At 33.8% G+C, this 22,401-nt stretch carries 27 protein-coding genes; 14 read left to right on the top strand and 13 right to left on the bottom strand.

The window, feature by feature from the left end:
• The first annotated feature begins 169 nt into the window (after positions 1-169).
• Positions 170-1,942 (top strand): ABC transporter ATP-binding protein, encoded by a 1,773-nt coding sequence (locus tag H6X70_RS10855; RefSeq protein ID WP_194767712.1) that lies wholly within the window; start codon positions 170-172, stop codon positions 1,940-1,942.
• 5 nt (positions 1,943-1,947) lie between these two features.
• A complete protein-coding gene (locus tag H6X70_RS10850; protein WP_194767711.1) occupies positions 1,948-2,472 on the top strand; it encodes a DinB family protein in 525 nt (174 codons plus the stop codon).
• Here the strand turns inward: H6X70_RS10850 and H6X70_RS10845 are convergent.
• Complete coding sequence (locus H6X70_RS10845; RefSeq protein ID WP_194767710.1) at positions 2,461-3,678, bottom strand: multidrug effflux MFS transporter; 1,218 nt, start codon at positions 3,676-3,678, stop codon at positions 2,461-2,463. The genes H6X70_RS10850 and H6X70_RS10845 overlap by 12 nt on opposite strands.
• A 99-nt stretch (positions 3,679-3,777) precedes the next feature.
• On the opposite strand from H6X70_RS10845, the gene H6X70_RS10840 reads away from it, so the two are divergent.
• The 3 genes from H6X70_RS10840 to H6X70_RS10830 all read left to right on the top strand — a co-directional run bounded on the left by H6X70_RS10840 (position 3,778) and on the right by H6X70_RS10830 (position 5,420).
• On the top strand, positions 3,778-4,362 hold the full coding sequence (locus tag H6X70_RS10840; protein WP_194767709.1) for a Crp/Fnr family transcriptional regulator: 585 nt from the start codon (positions 3,778-3,780) through the stop codon (positions 4,360-4,362).
• 94 nt (positions 4,363-4,456) lie between these two features.
• Complete coding sequence (locus H6X70_RS10835) at positions 4,457-4,810, top strand: SnoaL-like domain-containing protein (RefSeq protein ID WP_228530336.1); 354 nt, start codon at positions 4,457-4,459, stop codon at positions 4,808-4,810.
• 31 nt (positions 4,811-4,841) lie between these two features.
• Positions 4,842-5,420: a YceI family protein gene (locus H6X70_RS10830; RefSeq protein ID WP_194767708.1), complete on the top strand. Its 579-nt coding sequence runs from the start codon at positions 4,842-4,844 to the stop codon at positions 5,418-5,420.
• 123 nt (positions 5,421-5,543) lie between these two features.
• Here H6X70_RS10830 and H6X70_RS10825 read toward each other — a convergent pair whose 3' ends face one another.
• Entirely contained in the window at positions 5,544-5,846 is a 303-nt protein-coding gene (locus H6X70_RS10825) for a type II toxin-antitoxin system RelE/ParE family toxin (protein WP_194767707.1), read from the bottom strand.
• The gene (locus H6X70_RS10820) at positions 5,830-6,063 is read right to left on the bottom strand and encodes a hypothetical protein (protein WP_194767706.1); all 234 of its coding nucleotides are present in this window, start codon (positions 6,061-6,063) and stop codon (positions 5,830-5,832) included. Before H6X70_RS10820 ends, H6X70_RS10825 begins: the two co-directional genes overlap by 17 nt.
• A 261-nt stretch (positions 6,064-6,324) precedes the next feature.
• Here H6X70_RS10820 and H6X70_RS10815 point away from each other — a divergent pair, with 261 nt between their 5' ends.
• On the top strand, positions 6,325-6,942 hold the full coding sequence (locus tag H6X70_RS10815; protein WP_194767705.1) for a DEAD/DEAH box helicase: 618 nt from the start codon (positions 6,325-6,327) through the stop codon (positions 6,940-6,942).
• A 5-nt stretch (positions 6,943-6,947) separates the two neighbouring features.
• Here the strand turns inward: H6X70_RS10815 and H6X70_RS10810 are convergent, their stop codons facing one another.
• Genes H6X70_RS10810 through H6X70_RS10800 form a run of 3 tightly spaced genes read right to left on the bottom strand, consistent with a single transcriptional unit; the run spans position 6,948 to position 10,495 of the window.
• A complete protein-coding gene (locus H6X70_RS10810) occupies positions 6,948-8,489 on the bottom strand; it encodes an acyl-CoA carboxylase subunit beta (protein WP_194767704.1) in 1,542 nt (513 codons plus the stop codon).
• Positions 8,490-8,508: 19 nt separating this feature from the next.
• Positions 8,509-9,951: an acetyl/propionyl/methylcrotonyl-CoA carboxylase subunit alpha gene (locus tag H6X70_RS10805; RefSeq protein WP_194767703.1), complete on the bottom strand. Its 1,443-nt coding sequence runs from the start codon at positions 9,949-9,951 to the stop codon at positions 8,509-8,511.
• Positions 9,952-10,009: 58 nt separating this feature from the next.
• Positions 10,010-10,495, bottom strand: a complete 486-nt coding sequence (locus H6X70_RS10800; protein WP_194767702.1) for an acetyl-CoA carboxylase biotin carboxyl carrier protein subunit — start codon at positions 10,493-10,495, stop codon at positions 10,010-10,012.
• Between the two features lie 373 nt (positions 10,496-10,868).
• Between H6X70_RS10800 and H6X70_RS10795 the strand changes: the two genes are divergently transcribed.
• The 3 genes from H6X70_RS10795 (at position 10,869) to H6X70_RS10785 (ending at position 13,468) form a co-directional block, all read left to right on the top strand.
• A complete protein-coding gene (locus H6X70_RS10795; protein ID WP_194767701.1) occupies positions 10,869-11,453 on the top strand; it encodes a YceI family protein in 585 nt (194 codons plus the stop codon).
• Between the two features lie 45 nt (positions 11,454-11,498).
• The gene (locus H6X70_RS10790) at positions 11,499-12,788 is read left to right on the top strand and encodes a hypothetical protein (protein ID WP_194767700.1); all 1,290 of its coding nucleotides are present in this window, start codon (positions 11,499-11,501) and stop codon (positions 12,786-12,788) included.
• Positions 12,789-12,886: 98 nt separating this feature from the next.
• Positions 12,887-13,468: a YceI family protein gene (locus tag H6X70_RS10785; RefSeq protein WP_194767699.1), complete on the top strand. Its 582-nt coding sequence runs from the start codon at positions 12,887-12,889 to the stop codon at positions 13,466-13,468.
• A gap of 10 nt (positions 13,469-13,478) precedes the next feature.
• Here H6X70_RS10785 and H6X70_RS10780 read toward each other — a convergent pair whose 3' ends face one another.
• Together H6X70_RS10780 and H6X70_RS10775 are read right to left on the bottom strand one after the other, a co-directional pair.
• Complete coding sequence (locus H6X70_RS10780) at positions 13,479-14,036, bottom strand: NUDIX hydrolase (RefSeq protein ID WP_194767698.1); 558 nt, start codon at positions 14,034-14,036, stop codon at positions 13,479-13,481.
• An 81-nt stretch (positions 14,037-14,117) separates the two neighbouring features.
• A complete protein-coding gene (locus tag H6X70_RS10775) occupies positions 14,118-15,206 on the bottom strand; it encodes a M42 family metallopeptidase (protein WP_194767697.1) in 1,089 nt (362 codons plus the stop codon).
• A 179-nt stretch (positions 15,207-15,385) separates the two neighbouring features.
• Here H6X70_RS10775 and H6X70_RS10770 point away from each other — a divergent pair, with 179 nt between their 5' ends.
• The 3 genes from H6X70_RS10770 to H6X70_RS10760 are packed head-to-tail and all read left to right on the top strand — an operon-like array spanning position 15,386 to position 17,201.
• Positions 15,386-16,063: a DUF4294 domain-containing protein gene (locus H6X70_RS10770; RefSeq protein ID WP_194767696.1), complete on the top strand. Its 678-nt coding sequence runs from the start codon at positions 15,386-15,388 to the stop codon at positions 16,061-16,063.
• Entirely contained in the window at positions 16,064-16,690 is a 627-nt protein-coding gene (gene trhA / locus H6X70_RS10765) for a PAQR family membrane homeostasis protein TrhA (RefSeq protein WP_194767695.1), read from the top strand.
• A gap of 13 nt (positions 16,691-16,703) precedes the next feature.
• Positions 16,704-17,201, top strand: a complete 498-nt coding sequence (locus H6X70_RS10760) for a GNAT family N-acetyltransferase (RefSeq protein ID WP_194767694.1) — start codon at positions 16,704-16,706, stop codon at positions 17,199-17,201.
• A gap of 78 nt (positions 17,202-17,279) precedes the next feature.
• Here H6X70_RS10760 and H6X70_RS10755 read toward each other — a convergent pair whose 3' ends face one another.
• From H6X70_RS10755 to H6X70_RS10735, 5 genes are all read right to left on the bottom strand, one after another.
• Complete coding sequence (locus H6X70_RS10755; RefSeq protein WP_194767693.1) at positions 17,280-17,567, bottom strand: type II toxin-antitoxin system RelE/ParE family toxin; 288 nt, start codon at positions 17,565-17,567, stop codon at positions 17,280-17,282.
• Positions 17,560-17,799 (bottom strand): type II toxin-antitoxin system ParD family antitoxin, encoded by a 240-nt coding sequence (locus H6X70_RS10750; protein ID WP_194767692.1) that lies wholly within the window; start codon positions 17,797-17,799, stop codon positions 17,560-17,562. Before H6X70_RS10750 ends, H6X70_RS10755 begins: the two co-directional genes overlap by 8 nt.
• 221 nt (positions 17,800-18,020) lie before the next feature.
• Complete coding sequence (locus H6X70_RS10745) at positions 18,021-18,449, bottom strand: DUF4268 domain-containing protein (RefSeq protein ID WP_194767691.1); 429 nt, start codon at positions 18,447-18,449, stop codon at positions 18,021-18,023.
• Positions 18,450-18,479: 30 nt separating this feature from the next.
• The gene (locus H6X70_RS10740; protein ID WP_194767690.1) at positions 18,480-19,154 is read right to left on the bottom strand and encodes a ZIP family metal transporter; all 675 of its coding nucleotides are present in this window, start codon (positions 19,152-19,154) and stop codon (positions 18,480-18,482) included.
• Between the two features lie 47 nt (positions 19,155-19,201).
• Positions 19,202-19,933, bottom strand: coding sequence for a class I SAM-dependent methyltransferase (locus tag H6X70_RS10735; protein ID WP_194767689.1), 732 nt, complete (start codon positions 19,931-19,933; stop codon positions 19,202-19,204).
• 249 nt (positions 19,934-20,182) lie between these two features.
• Between H6X70_RS10735 and H6X70_RS10730 the strand changes: the two genes are divergently transcribed.
• Together H6X70_RS10730 and H6X70_RS10725 are read left to right on the top strand one after the other, a co-directional pair.
• Positions 20,183-21,343, top strand: a complete 1,161-nt coding sequence (locus tag H6X70_RS10730; protein WP_194767688.1) for a class I SAM-dependent RNA methyltransferase — start codon at positions 20,183-20,185, stop codon at positions 21,341-21,343.
• A 464-nt stretch (positions 21,344-21,807) separates the two neighbouring features.
• Complete coding sequence (locus H6X70_RS10725) at positions 21,808-22,275, top strand: OsmC family protein (RefSeq protein ID WP_194767687.1); 468 nt, start codon at positions 21,808-21,810, stop codon at positions 22,273-22,275.
• Positions 22,276-22,401 lie beyond the last annotated feature (126 nt).

The raw sequence follows: 22,401 nt of genomic DNA, 5'->3' as shown, positions 1-22,401 counted from the left end.
TAATTTTATATTATTTTTTTGTCAGTTCTTGTTATCATTCGGTAGTTTCTAATTGTGGTAGTAGGCTGTTTCTTCATCTAGGAAACACTAATCTTTTGTGTAACTGAAATTTAGAAGATGAAATAAATTTTCAATAAAAAAACATACCTTGCTATACTCAAAAATAGTTATGAAACATTTTCAAGAAACACCTTCAAAAACCAATAAAAAAACGCCTAAAGTCACCATGGCACAAGCTTTTAAAACCATTATTTGGCCTAGGCGAAATTTGGTTTTTATAGGTTTAGTTTTAATTGTTATTCGAAGTTTGGCTGGGCTTATTTTACCATGGCAAAGTAAAGTGCTTTTAGATGATGTGGTGCCAAGTAAAGATCCTTCGCAACTGTATACTTTAATAGCCATTGTTTTGGTGGCTATTTTGGTGCAGGCGCTTACTTCTTATGCGTTAACTCAAATTTTAAGCGTTCAGGCGCAGTATTTAATTAGCGAATTACGTGCTAAAGTTCAGAAAAAAGTACTCTCGTTGCCCATTAGTTTTTTTGATAACAATAAAACAGGCGGTTTGGTATCGCGTATTATGAGTGATGTTGAAGGGGTTCGAAATTTAATTGGCACTGGTTTAGTGCAATTGGTTGGCGGAACATTTACGGCCATTGTATCGTTAATTATCTTGATAAAACTAAACGCATGGATGACACTTTTTGTGTTCGTGCCACTGTCTATTTTTGGCTATATCGCTTTGCGCGCCTTTAAATATATTCGTCCGATTTTTAGAGTACGCGGAAAAATAAATGCTGAAGTAAAAGGCCGTTTAACCGAAACTTTAGCAGGCGTTCGTGTGATTAAAGCTTTTAATGCTGAAGAACAAGAGAATCAAATTTTTGAAAAAGGGGTTGATAAATTATTTCAAAATGTGAAGAAAAGTTTAACCGCAACCTCTATAATGACCAGCTCATCAACTTTTTTAATAGGTGTGGCTACCACAGGTATTATGGGCATTGGAGGGTATTATATGATGCAAGATGAAATGACTATGGGTGATTTTCTATTTTTCACTTTGGTACTTGGTTTTATGATTGCGCCCATTGTACAAATGAGTAATATTGGAAGTCAGTTAACCGAAGCTTTAGCAGGTTTGGATAGAACCGAAGAGCTGATGAATATGACTGCGGAAGAAGACAACGTAAACAGAACCATTCAACTTAACAATTTGAAAGGCGATATTGTTTTTGAAGATGTGTCTTTTTCATATGAAGAAGATAAAGAAGTGCTTCATAACATCAGTTTTAAAGCACCAGCGGGCTCTGTAACGGCTTTGGTTGGGAGTTCGGGTTCAGGAAAATCGACTATTGCAGGCTTATCGGCAACCTTTTTAACTCCAAAATCCGGACGTGTTTTTATTGATGATGAAGACTTATCCAAAGTAAAATTACAGAGCTACCGAAAGTATTTGGGCGTGGTTTTACAAGACGAATTTTTATTTGAAGGCAGCATTAGAGAAAACATCCTATTTCCAAGGCCAAATGCTACCGAAGACGAATTACAAAACGCTGTAAAAGCCGCCTATGTTAACGAATTTACCGACCGTTTTGATGATGGTTTAGAAACATTAATCGGCGAAAGAGGCGTGAAGCTATCGGGAGGTCAGAGACAGCGATTAGCTATTGCTCGCGCTATTTTAGCCAATCCGAAAATTATTATTTTAGATGAAGCCACTTCAAATTTAGATACAGAAAGTGAAGCTTTAATTCAGAAAAGTTTAAATGAATTGGTTAAAGATAGAACCACGATTGTAATTGCACACCGATTGAGTACCATTAGAAAAGCAGACCAGATTTTAGTAATTGAAGCTGGAAACATTATAGAACGTGGGACTCACGACGAACTGATTGCCAATAACGGAAGATATTTTGATTTATACACCTACCAAGCTAAAATTTAATGTTTATGAAAGTAACCGAATTAAAATCAACTGAATACCACCCGTATTACAAAACCTATATTGTTGAAGCACCCACAGATTTTACTTTATTAGAAGGTTTTTCAAAAGGAAAAGAAGCTGTTTTGGCTTTTTTCAAAAGCATTCCTAATACTAAATTAGATTATGCTTACCAACCAGGAAAATGGACGATTAAAGAGGTGTTTCAGCATATTATTGATAACGAACGGGTGTTTATTTACAGATGTTTACGCCTTTCAAGACAGGATAAAACACCGTTGCCGGGTTACCATCAAGATGATTATATAGCACCTTCAAAAGCCAGCTTAAAATCTATTGAAGCTTTAATTGAAGAATATGAAGCTGTACGCCAGAATTCAATCGTTTTTATAAAAAGTTTATCAGATTCAGATTTAAAACAGATAGGCACGGTAAGCGATCATGACATGTCTGCACGCGCAGCTGCATTCATCATTTTAGGTCATGAAAAGCATCATATAAGCGTTTTAAAAAGCCGTTATTTAAGCCGCTGATTTGGCTAGAATTAATTGTTTTTTACGTTTCATAATCATAAAAATAATTAATGATAATACGCCAAAAATTGAGAATCCTATGAAAAGGGGTAACACGGAATGTTTTACAAATCCGCCAATGTAATTCGCAATGGGTACCGCCATAACGGTAGACGCAAAACCATTAATTGCAGCACCGATACCAGCAATATGACCAAGCGGTTGCATGGCGATGGCTCTTAAATTTCCAAAAAGGAAACCAACGGCAAAAAACTGCAAAGCAAAAAAGCTTAGTAAAACATAAATGCTTGGGTTGTTTCCAGACCAAAATAAAATCACATAAAGCACCGAAACAATAGCATAGGCTGCCGTGGCAACATGTGCAATGCGCCACATGCCAAATTTTACAACCAAACGGCTGTTAAAAAAAGTGGCCAGACCAATAGAAATGGCTAAACTCGCAAAAATATAGGGGAACATTTCAGCGAGATGGTATTGCTCCTGAAATATTTGTTGAGCTGTACTTAAATACACCATAAACGAGCCTGTAATAAAGCCTGAAACTACTGTAAACGCTACCGCTTCTTTTTGTTTAAAAAATTCTTTAGTTCCATTAATAAAAAGGTTTGTCGAGAATTTTATACGCTGTTCTTTAGGTAAAGTTTCAGGTTGCCTAATCCAAAACCAAATCATTATTAAAACCCCAAAAATAAGGTTGAAATAAAAAATGGCTTCCCAACTAAAGGCATACATTAATAACTGCCCCAATGTTGGTGCTACTACAGGAACGAGAATAAAAAACATGACCACTATCGATACTATTTTCGCCATATAATCGCCTTCAAAGGAATCGCGAATCATGGAAAGTGATAAACTTCTAGGCGAGGATAAACCTACGCCTTGAAAAATCCGACCAATAATCATAATTTCAAAATTATCGGTAGTAACGCAAACAATACTTGCTATAATAAAAACTAAAAAGCCAACAAAAACAATGGGTTTTCTTCCGAAGCTATCCGATAAAGGTCCGAAAAGGAGTTGTCCGAAACCAATACCAAGGAAAATCATGGTAATTAATAATTGATTTTTAGAGGTGTCTTGAATGGCAAAATGCTGACTTATTTCTGGCAACGCAGGCAGTAACGCATCTATAGATAAGGCAACTATAGACATTAATGAAGCCATTAAGGCTACAAATTCAAACTTAAAATGTTCGTTTTTTTGCATGCTTCAAAAGTAATTCAATTAAATCAGGCTTTAAACCTCTTAACTATATTTTAATCCAATGATATTATTGTTAAATTTGATATCAATTAAAACCTTCAAATGAAAATACAGCCACTTTTAGATTACATTCGAAATTTTGTAGAATTAACCGAAAAAGAAGAAGCTTTTTTAACTTCAAAAGTAAGTTATAGAAAATATTTAAAGGGGCAGTTTGTTATTCAGCAAGGCGATGTTTGTAAATATGAATGTTTTGTAATTTCGGGGTGTACTAAAACCTATTTTGTAGACGAAGAAGGGCAGGAGCACATCATTATGTTTTCGGTTGAAAATTGGTGGACTTCCGATATTGGTAGTTTTATCACCCAAACCCCAGCCGATCTTAATGTGCAATGTCTAGAAAACACCGAATTAATCATGTTTTCTCATGATGATATTGAGGATTTATATGCCGAAATTCCTAAATTAGAACGTTTATTCAGACTTATCGTAGAACGTGCCTTAGTCGCTTCACAAAAACGAATTATTCGAAATTTTAGTCTTTCAGCAAAAGATAGATATCTGTTTTTTAGAAATCAATATCCATTAATAGAGCAACGTATTCCGCAGTACATGATTGCTTCATACCTTGGAATTACTAAAGAATTTCTAAGTAAAATTAAAAGTCAGCTTATTCTAGAACAGTAAATGTTAATCTAGATTAACATCATTTAATAATCTACTTCATTTTATAGTTCAGTCTTCTTGCCGAAATTTGTACCATCATAATTCATTAACTGTGATGCACGAATTAATCGAAAAAATAAGTGAAGTAAACGACCTTATTCTTCAAGGTAAATCCTTAGAAGCCTTTGAAATGTTTTATCACGATGATGTGATTATTCAAGAAAATGACAATCCAGAATGCATTGGAAAATGTCTAAATAGAAAACGCGAAGAAGCTTTTTTTGAATCGATTACCGAGTTTCGTTGTGCCAAACCATTAAAAGTAACGGTAGGCGAAAACATCACCATGGTCGAGTGGCATTATGATTATACCCATAAAGATTGGGGCGTTAAAAACTACAATCAAGTGGCAGTTCAAGAATGGAAAGACGGAAAAATTATTAAAGAACGCTTTTATTACGGATCATAAATCAAATTAAAAACAAGTAAAATAATTAAACATGAAAAACACAATTAAAAAATTAGCAGTAATCGCTTTAGTTACTGTTTTTGCATCATCATTTACAACTATTGGTGGAGAAAAAAAAGCAGTTAAAACCGAGGCTAGCAAAGTGGTTTGGAAAGGCTATAAAGTAACAGGTTCTCACGAAGGTACGATTGCTATTAAATCGGGAACTTTAGAGTTTGACAAAGATAAATTAGTAGGTGGTGAGTTTGTTATGGATATGACGACTTTATCGAGCACAGATTTAGAAGGAGAATACAAAGGAAAACTAGATGGGCACTTAAAATCGGATGATTTTTTTGGTGTTGAAAAATTTCCAACCTCAACTCTAGTCTTTAAAAAAGTAAAAGCATCAGGTAAAAATGCTTACCATGTTACAGGTGATTTAACCATTAAAGGTAAAACACATGCTATTGATTTTACCATTTCTATTTACGGAAATAAAGCAACAGCATCATTAAAAATTGATAGAACAAAATATGATATCCGTTACGGTTCGGCTAGTTTCTTTGATGATTTAAAAGATAAAGCCATTTACGATGAATTTGATATCGTAGCAGATTTAGAATTTTAATTTCTTTTGAAAAAGGAAGATTAATAGCGTTTTAAGGCACTCATTTTTGGGTGCCTTTTTACTTTGTTTATTTTCTGAATTGTTTTGTATGTTTATTAGAGATATTAACCTTGTGTAGTGGCTTTATATCTTTTTCTTTTTCGGATTTTTTCTGTTTGAAAATAATGAGATAATCTCGACTGAATTTTTATTAACACGGTAATATAAATTGTTGTGCTTTTCAACAACAGCTTTTCTAATATTTTTTTTCTCGATGGATTCAGGAAAAATTTCGGGCATTTTAGATATCAAATCAATAGTGTGATTTAATTTAGCGGCAAATTTTCGTAGTTCTTTTTCGGTCCAAATTTTTTCAAGAAACTCAATAGTCTCTTTTAATTCAGAAATAGCGTGGTCTGTCCAAAGGATTTTATAACCACTTTTCATATATGGTCTTCACGGTAGAGTGAGAAGTTAATTTTCCGTCATCAGCATCTTGAATTCCTTTTTCAATAGAATTTTTTTCGCTTTCAGAAATTTCATTCCACCAATCGGTTCTTTCCTTTTCTTTTAATATCATTAATTTATCAATTAATGATTGGTCATTCAATGTTGACAACCATTGTATTAATTCAATTTTTTTATTTTCTATGCTTAAACCCATAATATCAAATTTACAAATTAAATGGTATGATTCAATTTATGAACGTGAATTTTAACTTTTAATCAACTTTTTCAATTTCAATTAAGAGGAATTTATACTACGATAATTTCAATAGACAATACATTTAAAGAATTTTAATTTGAATATTTTAAGTTTGATTCCTAACATAAGGAAAACCTTATGAATCCCCATAGAAATGTGTATAAGTTTTTCTTAGCCGTTAATAATCCTATCTTTGCATTTCTATAAATAATAAGCTTTATGTCATTTAAAAAACTCATTGAACCTTTAAGAAATTCGTTAGAAAGCAAAGGTTTTAATGAACCCTTACCGCTTCAAAAACTAATATTATCTAAAATTAAAGGCGGCGCAAGCATGTTTGTTATGGCTCCAAAAGGTTCGGGGAAAACAACGAGTATAGTGCTTAGTGTGATTCAGAAATTAAATGGAAAAGCTTTTGAAGACGCGCCAAGAGCGTTAATTTTTGTAAAAGACAAACAAGCTGCTTTAGACTTAGAACTCGAATTTAACGCCTTTTCACGTGGTACCGATTTACGGGTATATTGTGCTTATGATGAGAAAAATATAGATCACCAACGAGATGAAATTTATGATGGGGTTGATGTTGTTATTGCGACACCAAAACGTTTAAATAAGATTTTTTATTTAAATGGTATTAACTTAAACAAGCTTCAAATGTGTATTGTTGAAGATGCCGAATTTTTATTTGGAAACCAAAATTTTGCTGAAGTAACCCGTACTCCCGAAAGTATAGAACGTTGTCAATATTTAGTTTTCGGCGAACATTTTGATAGCCGTTTTGAGCGTTGGCAAGATGGTTTTATGTTTAACGCGCAGGTTGTCAAGTTTAAAGGGTAGTCTTTTTACAATGGTATATTCCCGTGTTTGCGTTTAGGCGTATTTACTTCTTTGTTTTCTAGCATAGCGAAAGCCTTTATTAGTTTTCTTCGGGTGTTTTTTGGAAGAATGACTTCATCTATAAAACCACGTTTTGCAGCTTCATACGGATTTGCAAACTTTTCGGCGTATTCTTTTTCTTTTTCAGCAAGTTTCTCCGAAGGATTTTCAGCTTTCAATAGTTCTTTTTTGAAAATAATTTCACTTGCTCCTTTGGCGCCCATAACGGCAATTTCGGCACCAGGCCAAGCGAAATTTAAATCGGCTCCAATATGTTTAGAATTCATCACATCGTAAGCACCGCCATAGGCTTTTCTGGTAATTACGGTTATTCTAGGTACTGTGGCTTCACTAAAAGCATATAATAATTTGGCGCCGTGCGTAATTATGGCATTCCACTCTTGATCGGTTCCAGGTAAGAAACCAGGAACATCGACTAAAACTAATAAAGGGATATTAAAACAATCGCAAAAGCGGGTGAATCGTGCTGCTTTTCTAGAGCTTTTCACCCCTAAAACACCTGCAAAGGACATGGGCTGATTGGCGACAATACCAATGCTTCTTCCGCCCAATCGAGCAAAACCAACAATAATACTTTCGGCGTAATCTTTATGAATTTCGTAAAACGAATCGGTATCAATAATCCCCTTAATAACCGCATGCATGTCGTAGGGTTTATTGGGGTTTTCTGGAACGATGTCCGATAACACATCACGAACTTCATCATGCAATTCGCAATCTGTTTTTTTTGTAGTCTCTGTGTTGTTTTGAGGCAGATAACTTAGTAGTTTTTTTATGTCTTCCAAACATTCTACGTCGTTAATAGATGTTTTATGAGCTACCCCCGATTTGGATGCGTGGGTATTCGCGCCTCCTAAATCTTCGCTGCTTACAGTTTCATTCGTTACGGTTTTAACCACTGAAGGCCCTGTAACAAACATGTAGCTCGAGTTTTCTACCATTAGGGTAAAATCGGTTATTGCTGGCGAATACACCGCACCACCAGCGCAAGGTCCCATAATGGCCGATATTTGCGGAATCACGCCCGAAGCTTGCACATTTCGGTAAAATATATCGGCATAGCCACCAAGCGAGCGTACGCCTTCTTGAATTCTAGCGCCACCAGAATCGTTAAGTCCAATAATAGGCGCGCCTATTTTTATGGCCATGTCCATGATTTTACAAATTTTTTCGGCATGAGTTTCCGATAATGCGCCTCCAAAAACGGTGAAATCTTGGGCGTAAACATACACAAGTCTGCCATCAATAGTGCCGTATCCTGTAACTACACCATCGCCGTAATAGATTTCGTCTTGCATGCCAAAATCGGTGGTGCGGTGGGTAACTAAAGCGCCGATTTCTTCAAATGAGGTTTCATCTAACAAATATTGAATGCGCTCTCTAGCGGTTAATTTTTGCTTTTCATGTTGCTTGTCAATACGTGTTTGTCCGCCGCCCAATTGCGACAAAGCCTTAAGTTCTTCAAGTTTTTTTATTTTCGAGCTCATGGATTTGTGTTTTTAATGCTTATGAATTAGGAAGTCTTAATACTTTTTGGTCTTCAAGATATTGTTTTACAGCAATTAAAGCTGCTAATTGGGCTTCATCATTAAATGCGTTTTGTAGTAATTCTTTACTGAAATGCTTTTTAACAAATTGGGTGTCGAAATTTCCAGATTTAAAAGCCTCATGTTTGCAAACAAATTTTCCAAAAGCCAATGTGGTTTCTACGCCCTTAACCTGATAATTATCAATGGCTTTAATCATAAGTTGAATGGCTTCTTCGCGTGTTTCCCCGTAGGTAATTAATTTGGCAAGCATGGGATCATAATAAATAGGAATGTCCATGCCTTCTTCAAAACCATTATCTACGCGAATGCCTTTTCCTGTCGGGATTTTATAGGTTTCCAAATGCCCTACGCTAGGCAGGAAATCGTTTAAAGGGTCTTCAGCATACACACGTAATTCTAAAGCATGCCCTCGAATTTTTAAATCTTCTTGTTGTATTTGAAGCGGTTCATTTCTGGCTACTTTTATTTGAAGTTCAACCAAATCAACTCCAGAAATTAATTCGGTTACAGGATGTTCTACCTGTAATCTGGTGTTCATTTCTAAAAAATAGAAATTATGTTGGTTGTCCAATAAAAACTCAACGGTTCCGGCACCGACATAATCACAAGATTTAGCCACTTTTATGGCTGCTTCACCCATTTTTTCTCGTAAACTAGGCGTTAAAACGGAAGAAGGCGCTTCTTCAATAACTTTTTGATGTCTGCGTTGTATGCTGCATTCACGTTCAAAAAAATGGAGTATATGCCCATGATTATCGGCCATAATTTGAATTTCAATATGTCGGGGAGATGTTACATATTTTTCAATAAAAACAGAGCCATCTCCAAAAGCCGAAGTAGCTTCACTAATGGCGCGTTGCATTTGCGATTCTAATTCGCTTTCCTTTTCAACCACACGCATGCCTTTACCACCACCGCCGGCCGAAGCTTTTATAAGAATTGGAAAGCCTATTTTTTTTGCAATATTTATGGCTTTATTCACATCGGTTATGGCTTCACCAATGCCTGGGACCATGGGGATGTTATAGGCTTTAACAGCTTCTTTGGCAGCTAATTTACTGCCCATAATTTTTATGGCTTTTGATTTCGGACCAACAAAAATAATATGATTTGTTTCGCACAATTCAGCGAAAGCTGCATTTTCACTTAAAAAACCATAGCCAGGATGAATGGCATCGACTTGAAGTTTTTTTGCAACTTCAATAATTTTATCGCCTCTTAAATAGGACTGACTAGAAGGTGCTTCGCCAATACAAATGGCCTGATCGGCAAACTTAACATGTGGTGCGTTTCTATCGACTTCCGAAAAAACAGCAACCGATTTTATGCCCATTTTTTTGGCGGTTTTCATCACTCTAATGGCAATTTCTCCTCGATTTGCGACTAATAGTTTATTCATTGAAATATTTTTTAAAGAAATGATCGCTTAAATAGTTAATTAGATTTAGAAAACCTATTTATTCAAATTCAATTAATAATTGACCTTTTTCAACAGCGTCACTTTTTTTAATTAAAATGGATTTTATAATGCCTGCTCTGGGTGAAACAATACTGTTTTCCATTTTCATGGCTTCTAAAATAAGTAGGGGAGTATCTTCTTTAACTTCTTGGCCAATTTTCACATTAATTTCAAGAATTAAGCCGGGCATGGGCGCTTTTATAGTATCAATTTGAGGGGTGGTTTTGGAAGTAAAGCCCATGTTTTTAATGCGTACATCTAAGTCATCTTTAATTTCAACACGGTAACTCTGGTTATTTATTTTTATGTGATAGGTTTTATTTTGAAAATCGGAATGAGCAACTTCAGCATGAAAAGCCGTGTTGTTTTGCAGAATATGATAGTTTTTTTTGGAAGTTTTAACCAAATCTAGTTTAGAAATGGCGTTGGGTGATATTTCAAAAGACTCTCCATTATTAACTGTTACCGTATAAATTTCGCTCATAGTTAAAAAAATGATATTAGTAAATATATGAATTTTACGAAGGAAAATCAATGAATATATCTGCTCACTTTGTAAACCAATTATTAGTAAGTCAATGCGTTGTGAAGCATTATGATTATTAGGTTTATAATCCTTTTTGTTTAACACAACGTTAATACATTATGTGTGTAACATCTGAATTTTAAAAATTTTTTTGTGATTAAAATCTTAAAAAATTAATTAATCCAATTCCCTAATTCTTAACCCTTAAAATCAACATATTACAAATTAAGTAGGCTTTTTTTGTATTATCAATAATCCAACATGATAAAAATCATATTGTATTGTTGATAATACATTGAACTTTGTAACATAATTAAAAACAAAAAGAATAATGAAAACTAAAAATACATCATTTAAAAGCATTTTCACTTTTGTAGCTCTTTTATTTATCACAGTTAATTTAACTCAAGCACAGGAATTAACATTAGTAAATAAAGATTCGTCTTTAAAAATTTATGGCACATCCAATTTACACGATTGGGAGGAAAATGCTGAAAAGCAATCAGGAACAATTAAGTTTAGTGATATCGAAAATGGTAAAATTGAAGCTTTATCTATACAAATCGAGGCCGAAAGTTTAAAAAGTGGCAAAGGTGGTATGGATAAAAACACTTATAAGGCTTTAAAAACAGATAAACATAAAAATATTCTTTTCCAATTAACTAAAGTTGAAACTGTTGAAGCTAAAGGAAATGGTGTTTTTAACGTGAAAGCTGTGGGCGATTTAACCATTGCAGGTAGTAAAAAAAGCATTGCCATGGCATTTAGTACAACCATTAAAGATGGACTTGTAACCTTGATGGGTGAACAGAAAATTAAAATGACCGACTTTAAAGTAGATCCTCCAAAAGCATTATTTGGAACCATTACTACTGGCGACGATTTGACTATTAAATTCACAACAAAATTTAAATAATAACAAACAACAAGTATAATTACAAACAATTAAAAAAGAATGATTATGAAATCAATTATTAAAAATGTAATGTTGACTGTGGCGGTTTTATCTGGCCTTAGTTTTTATGCTCAAAACAACCGACATATCGATAATTTTAGATCACCTGATAAATCTGGAATTAACGTTTTTGAAGCCCCAAAAGATACGGTTTCAACATTTGACAAAGTGAAAGTTAGAGTAGGTGGTGCTTCTACTTTACAGTTTCAATCATTAAGCCATTCAAATAATGGAGGCGCAGGTAATGAATTAGCAGAATTAGGTGCTAATTTTAACTTAGCAACAGCAAACTTAGATTTAGATGTGGCACTTGCAGATGGTGTTAGAATGCACTTAAGAACGTATTTATCTTCACGTCATCACCCAGAACCATACGTAAAAGGTGGGTACTTTCAAATTGATAAATTAGACTTTATTAGTAAAGGTCTTTTAGAAAATGTCATGAAGTATACTACCCTTAAAGTAGGGCATATGGAAAACAACTATGGTGATGCGCATTTTAGAAGAAGTGATAATGCACAAACTTTATTTAATCCATTTGTTGGAAACTTAATAATGGATTCGTTTACAACCGAAGTTGGTGCCGAACTTTACTACCAAAGAAATGGCTTTTTAGTGATGGCTGGTTTTGCAAACGGAAAATTGAATCAATCTGTTGAGAAAAAAGCAAACGGAACTACAGGAGGTGCTGCTTTTTTAGGAAAATTGGGTTACGATAAACAATTAAATAAAGATTTAAGAGTACGATTAACTGGTTCGATTTATACTACAGGATATACACCTAGTTTGTATTTATATTCTGCAGACAGAGCAGGTTCTAGATACTACCACGTTATGGAAGCTCCAGGTTCATCTGGGTTTAGATCAGGACGTTTTGTTCCAAACTTTAAACACAGTGTAACGGCAGTTATGTTTAATCCATTTGTTAGATATAAAGGTTTTGAGTTTTTTGGAACAATTGAAAGAGCTTCAGGAGGAACAAATTATGATAGTGCAGGAGAATTTTTACCAGAAGAATTAACTGGTGTTGCCGATCAACTGTCGGGTGAGTTATTATACCGATTTGGAAAGAATGAGAACTTCTATGTTGGCGGACGTTACAATACAGTAAACTCTGAATATGATGGAATTGACGACATCACTATTGAAAGAGTACAAGCTGGTGGTGGTTGGTTTATGACTAAAAATATCTTAATGAAAGCTGAGTATGTGAGTCAAAACTATGAAGGTGCTACAGGTCGTTTAGACGGTGGTAAATTCAACGGATTTATGTTAGAAGCTGCCATTAGTTTCTAAGAATCAAATAAATATATAAAAGTCTCAAAGTCTAGGAATTTAAATTCATTCTTATGCTTTGAGACTTTTTTTAAACTTGAAAAGTAAATATTATAGTCATGAAAAAGGTATTATTTTTAGTTTTAATGTGTACCGTATTTGGTTTTACAACTAGAGATACTAACGTAGAAAGTACAGCTTTTAAAGTTGCGCCAGAAAGCACCTTATCTGTTGTTGGAACCAGTAATGTAAAAGGTTTTGAATGTGATTATAATTTTATTGAATTTAAATCGCCTATTCCTGTTTATTATCATATTGAAGGCCATAAAATAAAGTTTACAAATTCTGCTTTAGTTTTAAATAATATAAATTTTGATTGTGGCGGAAAAGGAATTAATAGAGATTTTAAAGACATTATAAAAACTAAGAAGCATCCGCATATACGATTAATTTTAAAAGAAATTGAAAATTATAAAAAGCAAAATAATGTTCAGGTTGTTGTAGATATTACCATGGCTGGGGTAACCAATACTTATAAGGTTCCCATTGTTTTTAATAAAACAGAAAAACTTGAAGTTATTGGGAACTTAAACTTACTTTTAGACGATTTTAATATTGAAACTCCATCTAAACTATTTGGTTTGGTTAAGATTGATAACCATGTTGAAATTGCTTTTAAATTGTTTTTAGAAGAAGTTTAAATGAAATCTCTTAAACTGAAAGTTGATTTCTTATGGCTTTTGAAACCAATTCGTAATACGCTTTATTTGAAGCCACAAAATGATTATTGGCATCATTTATGTTTTCAATAAGCGCATCAAATTCTTTTAAAGGGACTAACTTTAAAGCATCAACTTCTTCTTCCTGAGGAATTAAATTTGAAAATGGTACGTTTAATTTTGAAATAAATGTATTGTGAAACTCGTTATCAGTAATGCCATTTTCATAGGTTTGAAAACATTCAAAAACACCTATTTCAATGAGCTCATTTTCAGAAATAGAAACCTTAATTTCTTCAAAAGTTTCTCTAATGGCACCTTGTTTTACGGTTTCGCCTGCATCAATATGTCCTGCAACAGACACATCCCACATAAGTGGACAAATGGCTTTTTTTGCCGAACGCTGCGATAGTAAAACCTCGCCATTTTCAGTATAAAACCAAATGTGCGCAGTATGGTGGTACAAGCCTTTTTGGTGGATTACCGATTTGAGTTCGGAAACGCCTAGAAGGTTTCCATTTTTATCGGCTATGTCGATTAATTCGTCCATAATTTCAAATAAAAAAACGCCATAACAAGAATTTTAAGGTTTTCAAAATCGTGTTATGACGTTTAAAATTAAAGTTATTTATTATTCAAAATAACTAAAGGTTTCGCCACCTTTAATATTTAGTAAGGTTTCGTAAATTAATTTAATAACGTTTTCAACATCGTCTCTGTGTACCATTTCAACAGTGGTATGCATGTAACGAAGTGGTAACGAAATTAATGCTGAAGCAACGCCACCATTGCTATAAGCAAAAGCATCGGTATCTGTTCCAGTAGCTCTAGATAGGGCAGAGCGTTGGAAAGGTATTTTCTTAGTCTCGGCAGTATCGGTAATTAAATCACGCAATTTTTGTTGCACAGCAGGGGCGTAAGCTACCACAGGACCTTTACCAATTTGTAAATCGCCTTGTGTTTTCATTTCAATCATTGGCGTGCTCGTATCGTGAGTTACATCGGTAACAATAGCTGCGTTAGGTTTTATAGTTTGGGTAATCATTTCGGCACCACGTAAACCAATTTCTTCTTGTACAGAATTAGTAATGTAGAGTCCGAATGGTAATGTTTTTTTGTTCTCCTTTAATAAACGAGCTACTTCGGCAATCATAAAACCGCCCATACGATTATCTAAGGCACGACAAACAAACTTATCGCCGTTTAGTATATGGAATTCATCTGGATAAGTAATTACACATCCTACGTGAACGCCTAATTTTTCAACTTCTTCTTTGTCTTTTGCGCCAACATCAATAGTAATATTATCTGGTTTTGGAGCCTGCTCGTTCGATTTATCTCTAGTGTGAATTGCTGGCCAGCCAAAAACACCTTTTACATAACCGTTTTTGGTGTGAATATTTACAATTTTACTAGGCGCAATTTGGTGGTCGCTTCCGCCATTTCTTATCACGTAAATTAATCCGTTATCCGAAATATAATTAACATACCATGATATTTCATCGGCATGTCCTTCAATAACTACTTTGTATTTTGCATCTGGATTTATAACACCAACTGCAGTTCCGTAAGTGTCTGTAATAAAAGTGTCTACGTATGGTTTTAAGTAATCCATCCATAGTTTTTGTCCGTTCCACTCATAGCCAGTAGGGGCTGCATTATTCAAATATTTTTTTAAAAAGTCCATCGACTTTTTGTTTAGAATGCTCTTGTTTGCCATTTAAAAAAGTTTTGCACTAAAGTAATAATATTAATAGAAATCTAAATGAATAAATAACATATTGTGGCTGTGATTTTTGTTAAAATAGCTTAAAATAAAGTGAGATACTGTAAAGTGGACGTTTGAGGTGCGAAGAAATTCTTTAACTTTGAAAAGTAAAATTGTCCCATAAATAATAAATGAATTTTTTAAAATATATATTGGTTTTATTTCCAGTTTTAGTATTCTCTCAAACTAAAGAAACAGAACAGGATACCACAGCCATTGAATATCTTATTATTGAAGGAGATTCTGTGCCAAGACAATCTATTAATTTAGATGAAGTGGTGCTTTTGGGAAAACTAAAATTTGACAATCGCGAAGAACGTATTCGTTACTTAATTTTAAGACGAAAAACTTTAAAGGTATATCCGTATGCTAAAATGGCGGCAGAACGTTTAGATTCTATGAACGTTCATTTAAAAACACTGAAGAGAAACCGACAAAAAAAGCGTTACACAAAACATATTCAAAAGTATATCGAAGGCGAGTTTTCCGATGAGTTAAAAAAGCTAACACGCACCGAAGGGCAAATTTTAGTTAAATTAATAGACCGACAAACAGGAACAACAGCCTTCGATTTGGTTAAAGAATTGCGTAGCGGCTGGCGTGCTTTTTGGTACAACACTACGGCAAGTATGTTTAGCATTTCTTTAAAACGAAAGTTTGATCCTGTAAATGTTAAGGAAGATTATTTAATTGAAGATATTTTACAACGCAGTTTTCAAAACGGATTATTAGTTCCGCAAAAATCTGCAGTAGAATTTAATTACTACGACTTAACCAATAAATGGGTGCACCAAAAAACGCCAGAATAAATGGTTGAACAAACGCCTTTTGAAGAAAAACTAAACGCCTTTTCTCATGCTTTAGGCGTTGTATTTGGTATTGTAGCTTTAGTGTTATTAATACAGCACGATTCTGGAAAAAGCGACTGGAGTCTTTTTAGCGTTATTGTTTACGGCCTTTCTATCATCATTTTATTTAGCGCTTCTACACTTTACCACAGCATTAAATACGGTCCCTGGAAACAGTTTTTTAGAATTATAGATCACATTTGTATTTACCTTTTAATTGCAGGCACATACACGCCTGTGACTTTAATTGCCTTACACCAAAGTTTAGGTTGGCCACTGTTTTATACCGTTTGGGGTATTGCCTTTGTGGGTATGATATTAAAATTGTTTTTTACAGGCCGATTTGAAGTCATTTCTACCTTATTATATGTGGTTATGGGCTGGCTTATTATTTTTGATATTTCAAATTTATCGCAAAGCATAGGTAGCGATGGTATTTGGCTGTTATGCGCAGGAGGTTTGTGTTATATGTTTGGTATTATTTTTTATGCCGTTCAAAAAATACCATACCACCACCTTATTTGGCATTTGTTTGTCTTAGCTGGTGCTATATGTCATTTTTTAATGATTTTCTACTATGTTATTTAAAGCTTCATTTTAAATGGTTGAATTTAAGCTTGCAGATACAGTTTCAGATTATTTAGAAATAGAACGTTTAGCAGCTGTTATTTGGCGTGAACACTATATTCCTATCGTTGGAAAACCCCAAGTTGATTATATGCTTGAAAAATTTCAATCGGCCAATGCTGTTGAAAATCAAATAGCTGATGGTTTTGACTATTTTATAATTTTTTATGAAGAAACAGCCATTGGTTATCTGGCCATAAAACCAGAAGAAAATGCCTTGTTTTTAAGTAAAATATATGTTTTAAGCGATTTTCGAGGAAAAAAAATAGGCAAAAAAGCCATTGTATTTGTTGAAGAAAAAGCTAATGAATTTCAGCTTAATAAAATACGATTAACCGTGAATATAAATAATACCAGCGCCATAAATGCCTATGAAAAGTTAGGTTTTAAAAACAACGGCGCTTTAGTTGCCGATATCGGAAAGGGTTTTATTATGGATGATTTTGAGATGGTTAGGGTGGTGGTTGGTTAGTGGTTAATGGTTTTTGGTTTTTGGTTGCTGGTTTTTGGTTAAAAACATAAGTTTTTTGTGAGCAAACCTAAAATTTTATTACAGGATTTCATTTAAGTCTTGGCTCCCTACAATTGCCATTATATCTATAGTGTCCCCATTAATTTTAAAATAAATACTGTCTGAACCACATACACAACGTCTGTAACCCGTTTTTATATATTCAACCGATTCAAAAGAATAGGGCCTTTGGGAAATAATATCAAAATATTCAAAAAATGATTCAAAATATTTTTCAGCCTGAGTTAATCCGAATTTTTTAACGCCGTAGTGGTGAATTCTTATTAAATCATTTTTAGCTTCATTGCTTAATCTGTATTTAGCCATTCAATAAAGACTTTGATTGGGCTAAAATTTCATTTTTATTGTCACTTGTAAATCCGCTTTTTTCAGCTTTGTCAAGTTTGGCTCGAACCCAATCAATTTGGATTTGTTGTTTTCTGGCCTGTCTAATTAAATCGTTTACTATTTCGCTTTTACTAGAATACTCTTTTTTCTCTACAAGATCTTTTAACCACTCATCGTTCGGCTCTGTAAATGATATACTTTGTCTGGACATAATCTTAACATTTGATGCAAATATACACCAATTACGCATCATTTTAAAGTTGGTGTCAAAGAAAAGTATTCAGTTTTTGGTTTTTGGTTGCTGGTTTTTGGTTGAAAGATGGTTAATTCATGTAAGAGTTTAACCGAATGTTTTCAATTTTGGGTTTGTGATATTTTAAGAGTTACTAATTAAACAATTACACGTTTAAACAAATAAACAAATCACCCCAATTACCCTTCAATAATATCTTTATATTCTTCAAAAAAGGCTTCAAATAAGCTCATTTTTTCATTAAAAAACACCATTACATCTTGCCAAGTCGCTTTGTTATGAATGGATACTTTTTGTTCTAAAGGCACATAAACTCTAGAGATTTCCTTATAACTTTCTAAAATATATTCTTCTTCAAAAATAGCATCGGGAAGGTATTCATCTAAAAGAATAGATTTTAAAGCCAATAATTTTTCCCAATATTTAATGCGATGTTCTAGATCGTCTTCTAAATCTAAAATCACTGAAGCTGTTTTATTATCAAAGTGAAACTTAAAATTAAAACCTTTTAATTTCGTGTTGTATAAAATCCATTTCCGTGGAAACGATTTACCGAAACTGGTCCAAAATTCTTGTTTTAATAATCGAGATTCTTCTTTAGAGAACATGTTTTTTTATTGGGTTTCAAATGGTTTTACTTAAATCATATAAGCAATGCCAACGCCTAAAATAATGGCTATAAACTTTGATAAATTAAATTTGTGTCCGTCGCCACTTTCAAATAAAATGGTTGTTGAAATGTGGAAAAATATACCAATTACAATGGCATTCATCATATCGGCGTATTCGCCAATAAAGCTTGAGTTATGTGAAATATAAGTACCTAGGGGTGTCATTAATGCAAAAATGAGTAGAAAAGCACCAATTTGAGTTTTGCTGTAATTTGATTGCATTAAAAACAAAGTAATTACAGTTGCGATCGGGATTTTATGCACTAAAACGCCGTAAACCATATCGTTGTGGTCGTGTATTGAAAACCCTTCTAATAAACTATGAATACATAAACTAACAAAAAGTGTCCATGGAAATGTTGAATTTCCTTTATGAATATGAACATGCCCGTGTTCGGCTCCTTTCGAGAATAACTCTAAGGTAATTTGAAGCAAAATACCGCCCATAATTAATAAGCCAGCAAGTTTGGTGTCCAAATGATGATAAACTTCTGGTAACAACTCGAAAAGAGTTAGGGCTAATAAAAAAGCACCACTAAAAGAGAGTAGGAGTTTGGTGTTCCAGGATTTTTGTTTTTTACTAAGTAAGGCTATAATAAAGCCTAAAATAACTGCCAGTATGGGAAATAAAAATTTATTCATTCAATAAAACACGTAAGCGTGCGTAAAATTAAATGTGGAACATCCACTTATTTAAAAATCATGACTAATCGTTCTGATGTTTTAGCATTAAATTTATTCAATTTATAGTCGCCAAAAACATCCAATAAAAACACGTCGGCTGCTTCAAAAAGCGCTTCAAAATCGGCTAAAGTAAAGGCACGAACACGTTCTTGAAAATTGTAAACTTTTTCATCGACTGTAAAGGTAATATCTTTTATAATATATCCATTTTCAACAAAACGTTTTAGATAAAAATCAATGCCATCAACGGTTTTGGTTTCTTCAGGAATTAAATTATCTATAACAAACTCACTGTTCATAAAATCGATAACCCCAAAACCAAACTCGTTTAAATCGGATTTAATCGCTTTTATGGTTTCTAAATTATCGGCATCATTTTCAAAATAACCAAAACTAGTAAACAGATTAAAAACGGCGTCAAACTGCTTGTGGTACGGTTTGCACATATCATGTTCTGCGAAATGCAAGCGGTGGTTTTCAAATTGTTTGGCGAATTTAATGCTGTTAGCGCTTAAATCTACGCCTGTAACATCGTAGCCAATTTTATTAAGATAACGGGCATGGCGCCCTTTTCCGCAGGCTAAATCTAAAATTTTTCCGTGTTCTGGAAGGTTTAAATAGTCGGTCAGGGTGTCCATAAAGGCATGGGCCTCGCTATCGTCTCTGTCTTTGTATAAAATGTGGTAAAATGGCGTGTCAAACCAAGAGGTGAACCAATTTGCTGTATCGTTTGTCATAAACATATCCTGTGTAAACAGGAATCTCTTTTTGTTTTTGGGTTAGCTCGAGAACTTTTGCGGACTAAGTTTTTGTGTTTCCTTATTAAAAAAGGATGCTGAAACTTTCAAATTATTTAGGGGCGAATGCCATAAATAAAAGACGTCATTTTTAGTCCTTAACCCGAATTATCAATAAACTTTACGTTTGCCACAAAATTACATTATTTTTGCAATCTATTAGGCGTAAAAAGCCAACAGACTTAAAAAATGGGAGAAAATTTCAATATGGTTGCCAAAACATTATTTGGCTTTGAAGATTTATTAGAAAGAGAATTAACGCAATTGGGTGCACAATATGTGAAAAAAGGCGTGCGAAACGTGTCTTTTTCAGGCGATAAAGGTTTTATGTATAAAGCCAATTTAGCTTTGCGTACCGCAGTTAAAATTTTAAAACCCATTCATGCTTTTAACGTTAAAAATGAAAAGGATTTATACGATAAAATCTATGCAATGGATTGGTCGAAATACCTTAAACCCACAGGTACTTTAGCGGTTGATGCTACGATTCATTCCGATTTGTTTTCACATTCCTTATACATTGCTCAAAAAACCAAAGATGCCATTGTAGACAAATTTAGAGACACCGATGGACAGCGTCCGAATGTCGATTTAAAATTCCCAGACTTAAAAATAAACGTGCATATTGATAGAAACCGTTGTACGATTTCCTTAGACTCGTCGGGCGATTCGTTACATAAACGCGGTTATAAAACAGCAACCAACATTGCACCTATAAATGAAGTTTTAGCAGCAGGATTAATTATGTTATCAGGTTGGGATGGTCAAACCGATTTTATGGACCCGATGTGTGGTTCTGGAACCATGCTTATTGAAGCTGCTATGATTGCGTGTAATATTCCGCCAAACTTAATGCGTAAAGAGTTTGCTTTTGAACGTTGGGAAGATTGGGATGTGGAATTATTTGAAAAAATTGAAGAATCTCTGTTAGGAAAGACACGCGACTTTCATCATAAAATAATAGGTTACGATAAAGCGCCAAGTGCAGTTGCTAAAGCTAAAGAAAACGTGAAAAACGCCCAATTAGAAGATTTTATAGAAGTAAAACACGAAGACTTCTTTAAAACTCAAAAAGGTGGCGACGAAAAATTACACATGGTATTTAATCCGCCATATGGCGAACGTTTAAATATCGACATGGAGCAGTTTTACGCTAATATTGGAGATACCTTAAAACAGAATTACCCAGGAACCGATGCTTGGTTTATTACCTCAAACCTTGATGCACTTAAGTTTGTAGGCTTACGTCCTTCGCGAAAAATACAATTATTTAATGCTAAACTAGAATCGCGTTTGGTTAAATATGTGATGTATGAAGGAAGTAAGAAGGGGAAGTATATGAATAAGTAGATTGTTGTTTATACGTTTATACGTTGAATTGTTTAATCGTGTATTTGTGGATAGGTTTAGTTGTTTTTACGTTTAACCGTGTGTTTGTAATTAGTTTATAACATTGTAACTTTTTAACCCTATAACTATTTAGTTGTTTATACGTTGAATTGTTTAATCGTGTATTTGTGGATAGGTTTAATTGTTTTTACGTTTAACCGTGTATTTGTAATTAGTTTATAACATTGTAACTTTTTAACCCTATAACTTTTTAGTTTTTATTCATTTAACTGTTTAATCTAGTGCTTTGGGTAAGCTGTAACCTTATAAATAAAAACCAACTCAATTGAAAAAGGCTTCGACATGCGCTGCCTGACTTATCGGAGCTCTAATGTATTTTGTAAATAACTGAATAATAAACTCTTAGTTGTATATTTCTAAGGGATAAGGGCAAACAGCTAAAAACCAAAAACCAATAACACCCCATGACCTCCAACCATATTTTTAAAGCGCTTGTAAATTGGAATTTATCTGAAGGAGAAACTACGAAAACATCAAGAGGGTTTAGTAGAAATCATTCAGTGAAAATCACCAATAAAGCAGATTTAAAAGTATCGGCAGCAAAGGCTTTTCATGGTGATGAAGCATGTTATAATCCGGAAGATCTTTTGCTTTCCGCATTGGTGTCCTGCCACATGATGTCTTATTTATATGTTTGTGCCCAACATAAAATTGAAGTTTTAGCCTACTCTGACGAGGCTGAAGCTGTTTTAGAAGTTGAATCGAGTGGAAAAGGAAGTTTTAAAAGTGTTGTTTTAAATCCTGTAGTTCGAATAAAAGATGCTTCGCAAAAGGAACTTGCTTTGCGTTTACATGAAAAGGCAAACAAATTATGTTTTATTGCCAATTCTTGTAATTTCCCGATTTCGCATCGCGCGGAAGTTGTTTTTTGAAAAAGGGATTTTTTGTTGATTCGTTTAAGCGTTTAACTGCTTAATCGTGTATTCGTTTAGGTATAACTGTGTAACCTTATAACTATTAAACTTTTCAACGGTATGTTCGTTTAGTTGTGGAAACGA

Source organism: Tamlana sp. I1 (assembly GCF_015355625.1).
Taxonomy (GTDB): domain Bacteria; phylum Bacteroidota; class Bacteroidia; order Flavobacteriales; family Flavobacteriaceae; genus Pseudotamlana.
This window is presented reverse-complemented; position numbering and strand designations above follow the sequence as displayed.

Coding starts and splice junctions, on each gene's coding strand:
- H6X70_RS10855 (WP_194767712.1), top strand. CDS start 170: ATGAAACATTTTCAAGAAACACCTTCAAAAACCAATAAAAAAACGCCT.
- H6X70_RS10850 (WP_194767711.1), top strand. CDS start 1,948: ATGAAAGTAACCGAATTAAAATCAACTGAATACCACCCGTATTACAAA.
- H6X70_RS10845 (WP_194767710.1), bottom strand. CDS start 3,678: ATGCAAAAAAACGAACATTTTAAGTTTGAATTTGTAGCCTTAATGGCT.
- H6X70_RS10840 (WP_194767709.1), top strand. CDS start 3,778: ATGAAAATACAGCCACTTTTAGATTACATTCGAAATTTTGTAGAATTA.
- H6X70_RS10835 (WP_228530336.1), top strand. CDS start 4,457: ATGCACGAATTAATCGAAAAAATAAGTGAAGTAAACGACCTTATTCTT.
- H6X70_RS10830 (WP_194767708.1), top strand. CDS start 4,842: ATGAAAAACACAATTAAAAAATTAGCAGTAATCGCTTTAGTTACTGTT.
- H6X70_RS10825 (WP_194767707.1), bottom strand. CDS start 5,846: ATGAAAAGTGGTTATAAAATCCTTTGGACAGACCACGCTATTTCTGAA.
- H6X70_RS10820 (WP_194767706.1), bottom strand. CDS start 6,063: ATGGGTTTAAGCATAGAAAATAAAAAAATTGAATTAATACAATGGTTG.
- H6X70_RS10815 (WP_194767705.1), top strand. CDS start 6,325: ATGTCATTTAAAAAACTCATTGAACCTTTAAGAAATTCGTTAGAAAGC.
- H6X70_RS10810 (WP_194767704.1), bottom strand. CDS start 8,489: ATGAGCTCGAAAATAAAAAAACTTGAAGAACTTAAGGCTTTGTCGCAA.
- H6X70_RS10805 (WP_194767703.1), bottom strand. CDS start 9,951: ATGAATAAACTATTAGTCGCAAATCGAGGAGAAATTGCCATTAGAGTG.
- H6X70_RS10800 (WP_194767702.1), bottom strand. CDS start 10,495: ATGAGCGAAATTTATACGGTAACAGTTAATAATGGAGAGTCTTTTGAA.
- H6X70_RS10795 (WP_194767701.1), top strand. CDS start 10,869: ATGAAAACTAAAAATACATCATTTAAAAGCATTTTCACTTTTGTAGCT.
- H6X70_RS10790 (WP_194767700.1), top strand. CDS start 11,499: ATGAAATCAATTATTAAAAATGTAATGTTGACTGTGGCGGTTTTATCT.
- H6X70_RS10785 (WP_194767699.1), top strand. CDS start 12,887: ATGAAAAAGGTATTATTTTTAGTTTTAATGTGTACCGTATTTGGTTTT.
- H6X70_RS10780 (WP_194767698.1), bottom strand. CDS start 14,036: ATGGACGAATTAATCGACATAGCCGATAAAAATGGAAACCTTCTAGGC.
- H6X70_RS10775 (WP_194767697.1), bottom strand. CDS start 15,206: ATGGCAAACAAGAGCATTCTAAACAAAAAGTCGATGGACTTTTTAAAA.
- H6X70_RS10770 (WP_194767696.1), top strand. CDS start 15,386: ATGAATTTTTTAAAATATATATTGGTTTTATTTCCAGTTTTAGTATTC.
- trhA (WP_194767695.1), top strand. CDS start 16,064: ATGGTTGAACAAACGCCTTTTGAAGAAAAACTAAACGCCTTTTCTCAT.
- H6X70_RS10760 (WP_194767694.1), top strand. CDS start 16,704: ATGGTTGAATTTAAGCTTGCAGATACAGTTTCAGATTATTTAGAAATA.
- H6X70_RS10755 (WP_194767693.1), bottom strand. CDS start 17,567: ATGGCTAAATACAGATTAAGCAATGAAGCTAAAAATGATTTAATAAGA.
- H6X70_RS10750 (WP_194767692.1), bottom strand. CDS start 17,799: ATGTCCAGACAAAGTATATCATTTACAGAGCCGAACGATGAGTGGTTA.
- H6X70_RS10745 (WP_194767691.1), bottom strand. CDS start 18,449: ATGTTCTCTAAAGAAGAATCTCGATTATTAAAACAAGAATTTTGGACC.
- H6X70_RS10740 (WP_194767690.1), bottom strand. CDS start 19,154: ATGAATAAATTTTTATTTCCCATACTGGCAGTTATTTTAGGCTTTATT.
- H6X70_RS10735 (WP_194767689.1), bottom strand. CDS start 19,933: ATGACAAACGATACAGCAAATTGGTTCACCTCTTGGTTTGACACGCCA.
- H6X70_RS10730 (WP_194767688.1), top strand. CDS start 20,183: ATGGGAGAAAATTTCAATATGGTTGCCAAAACATTATTTGGCTTTGAA.
- H6X70_RS10725 (WP_194767687.1), top strand. CDS start 21,808: ATGACCTCCAACCATATTTTTAAAGCGCTTGTAAATTGGAATTTATCT.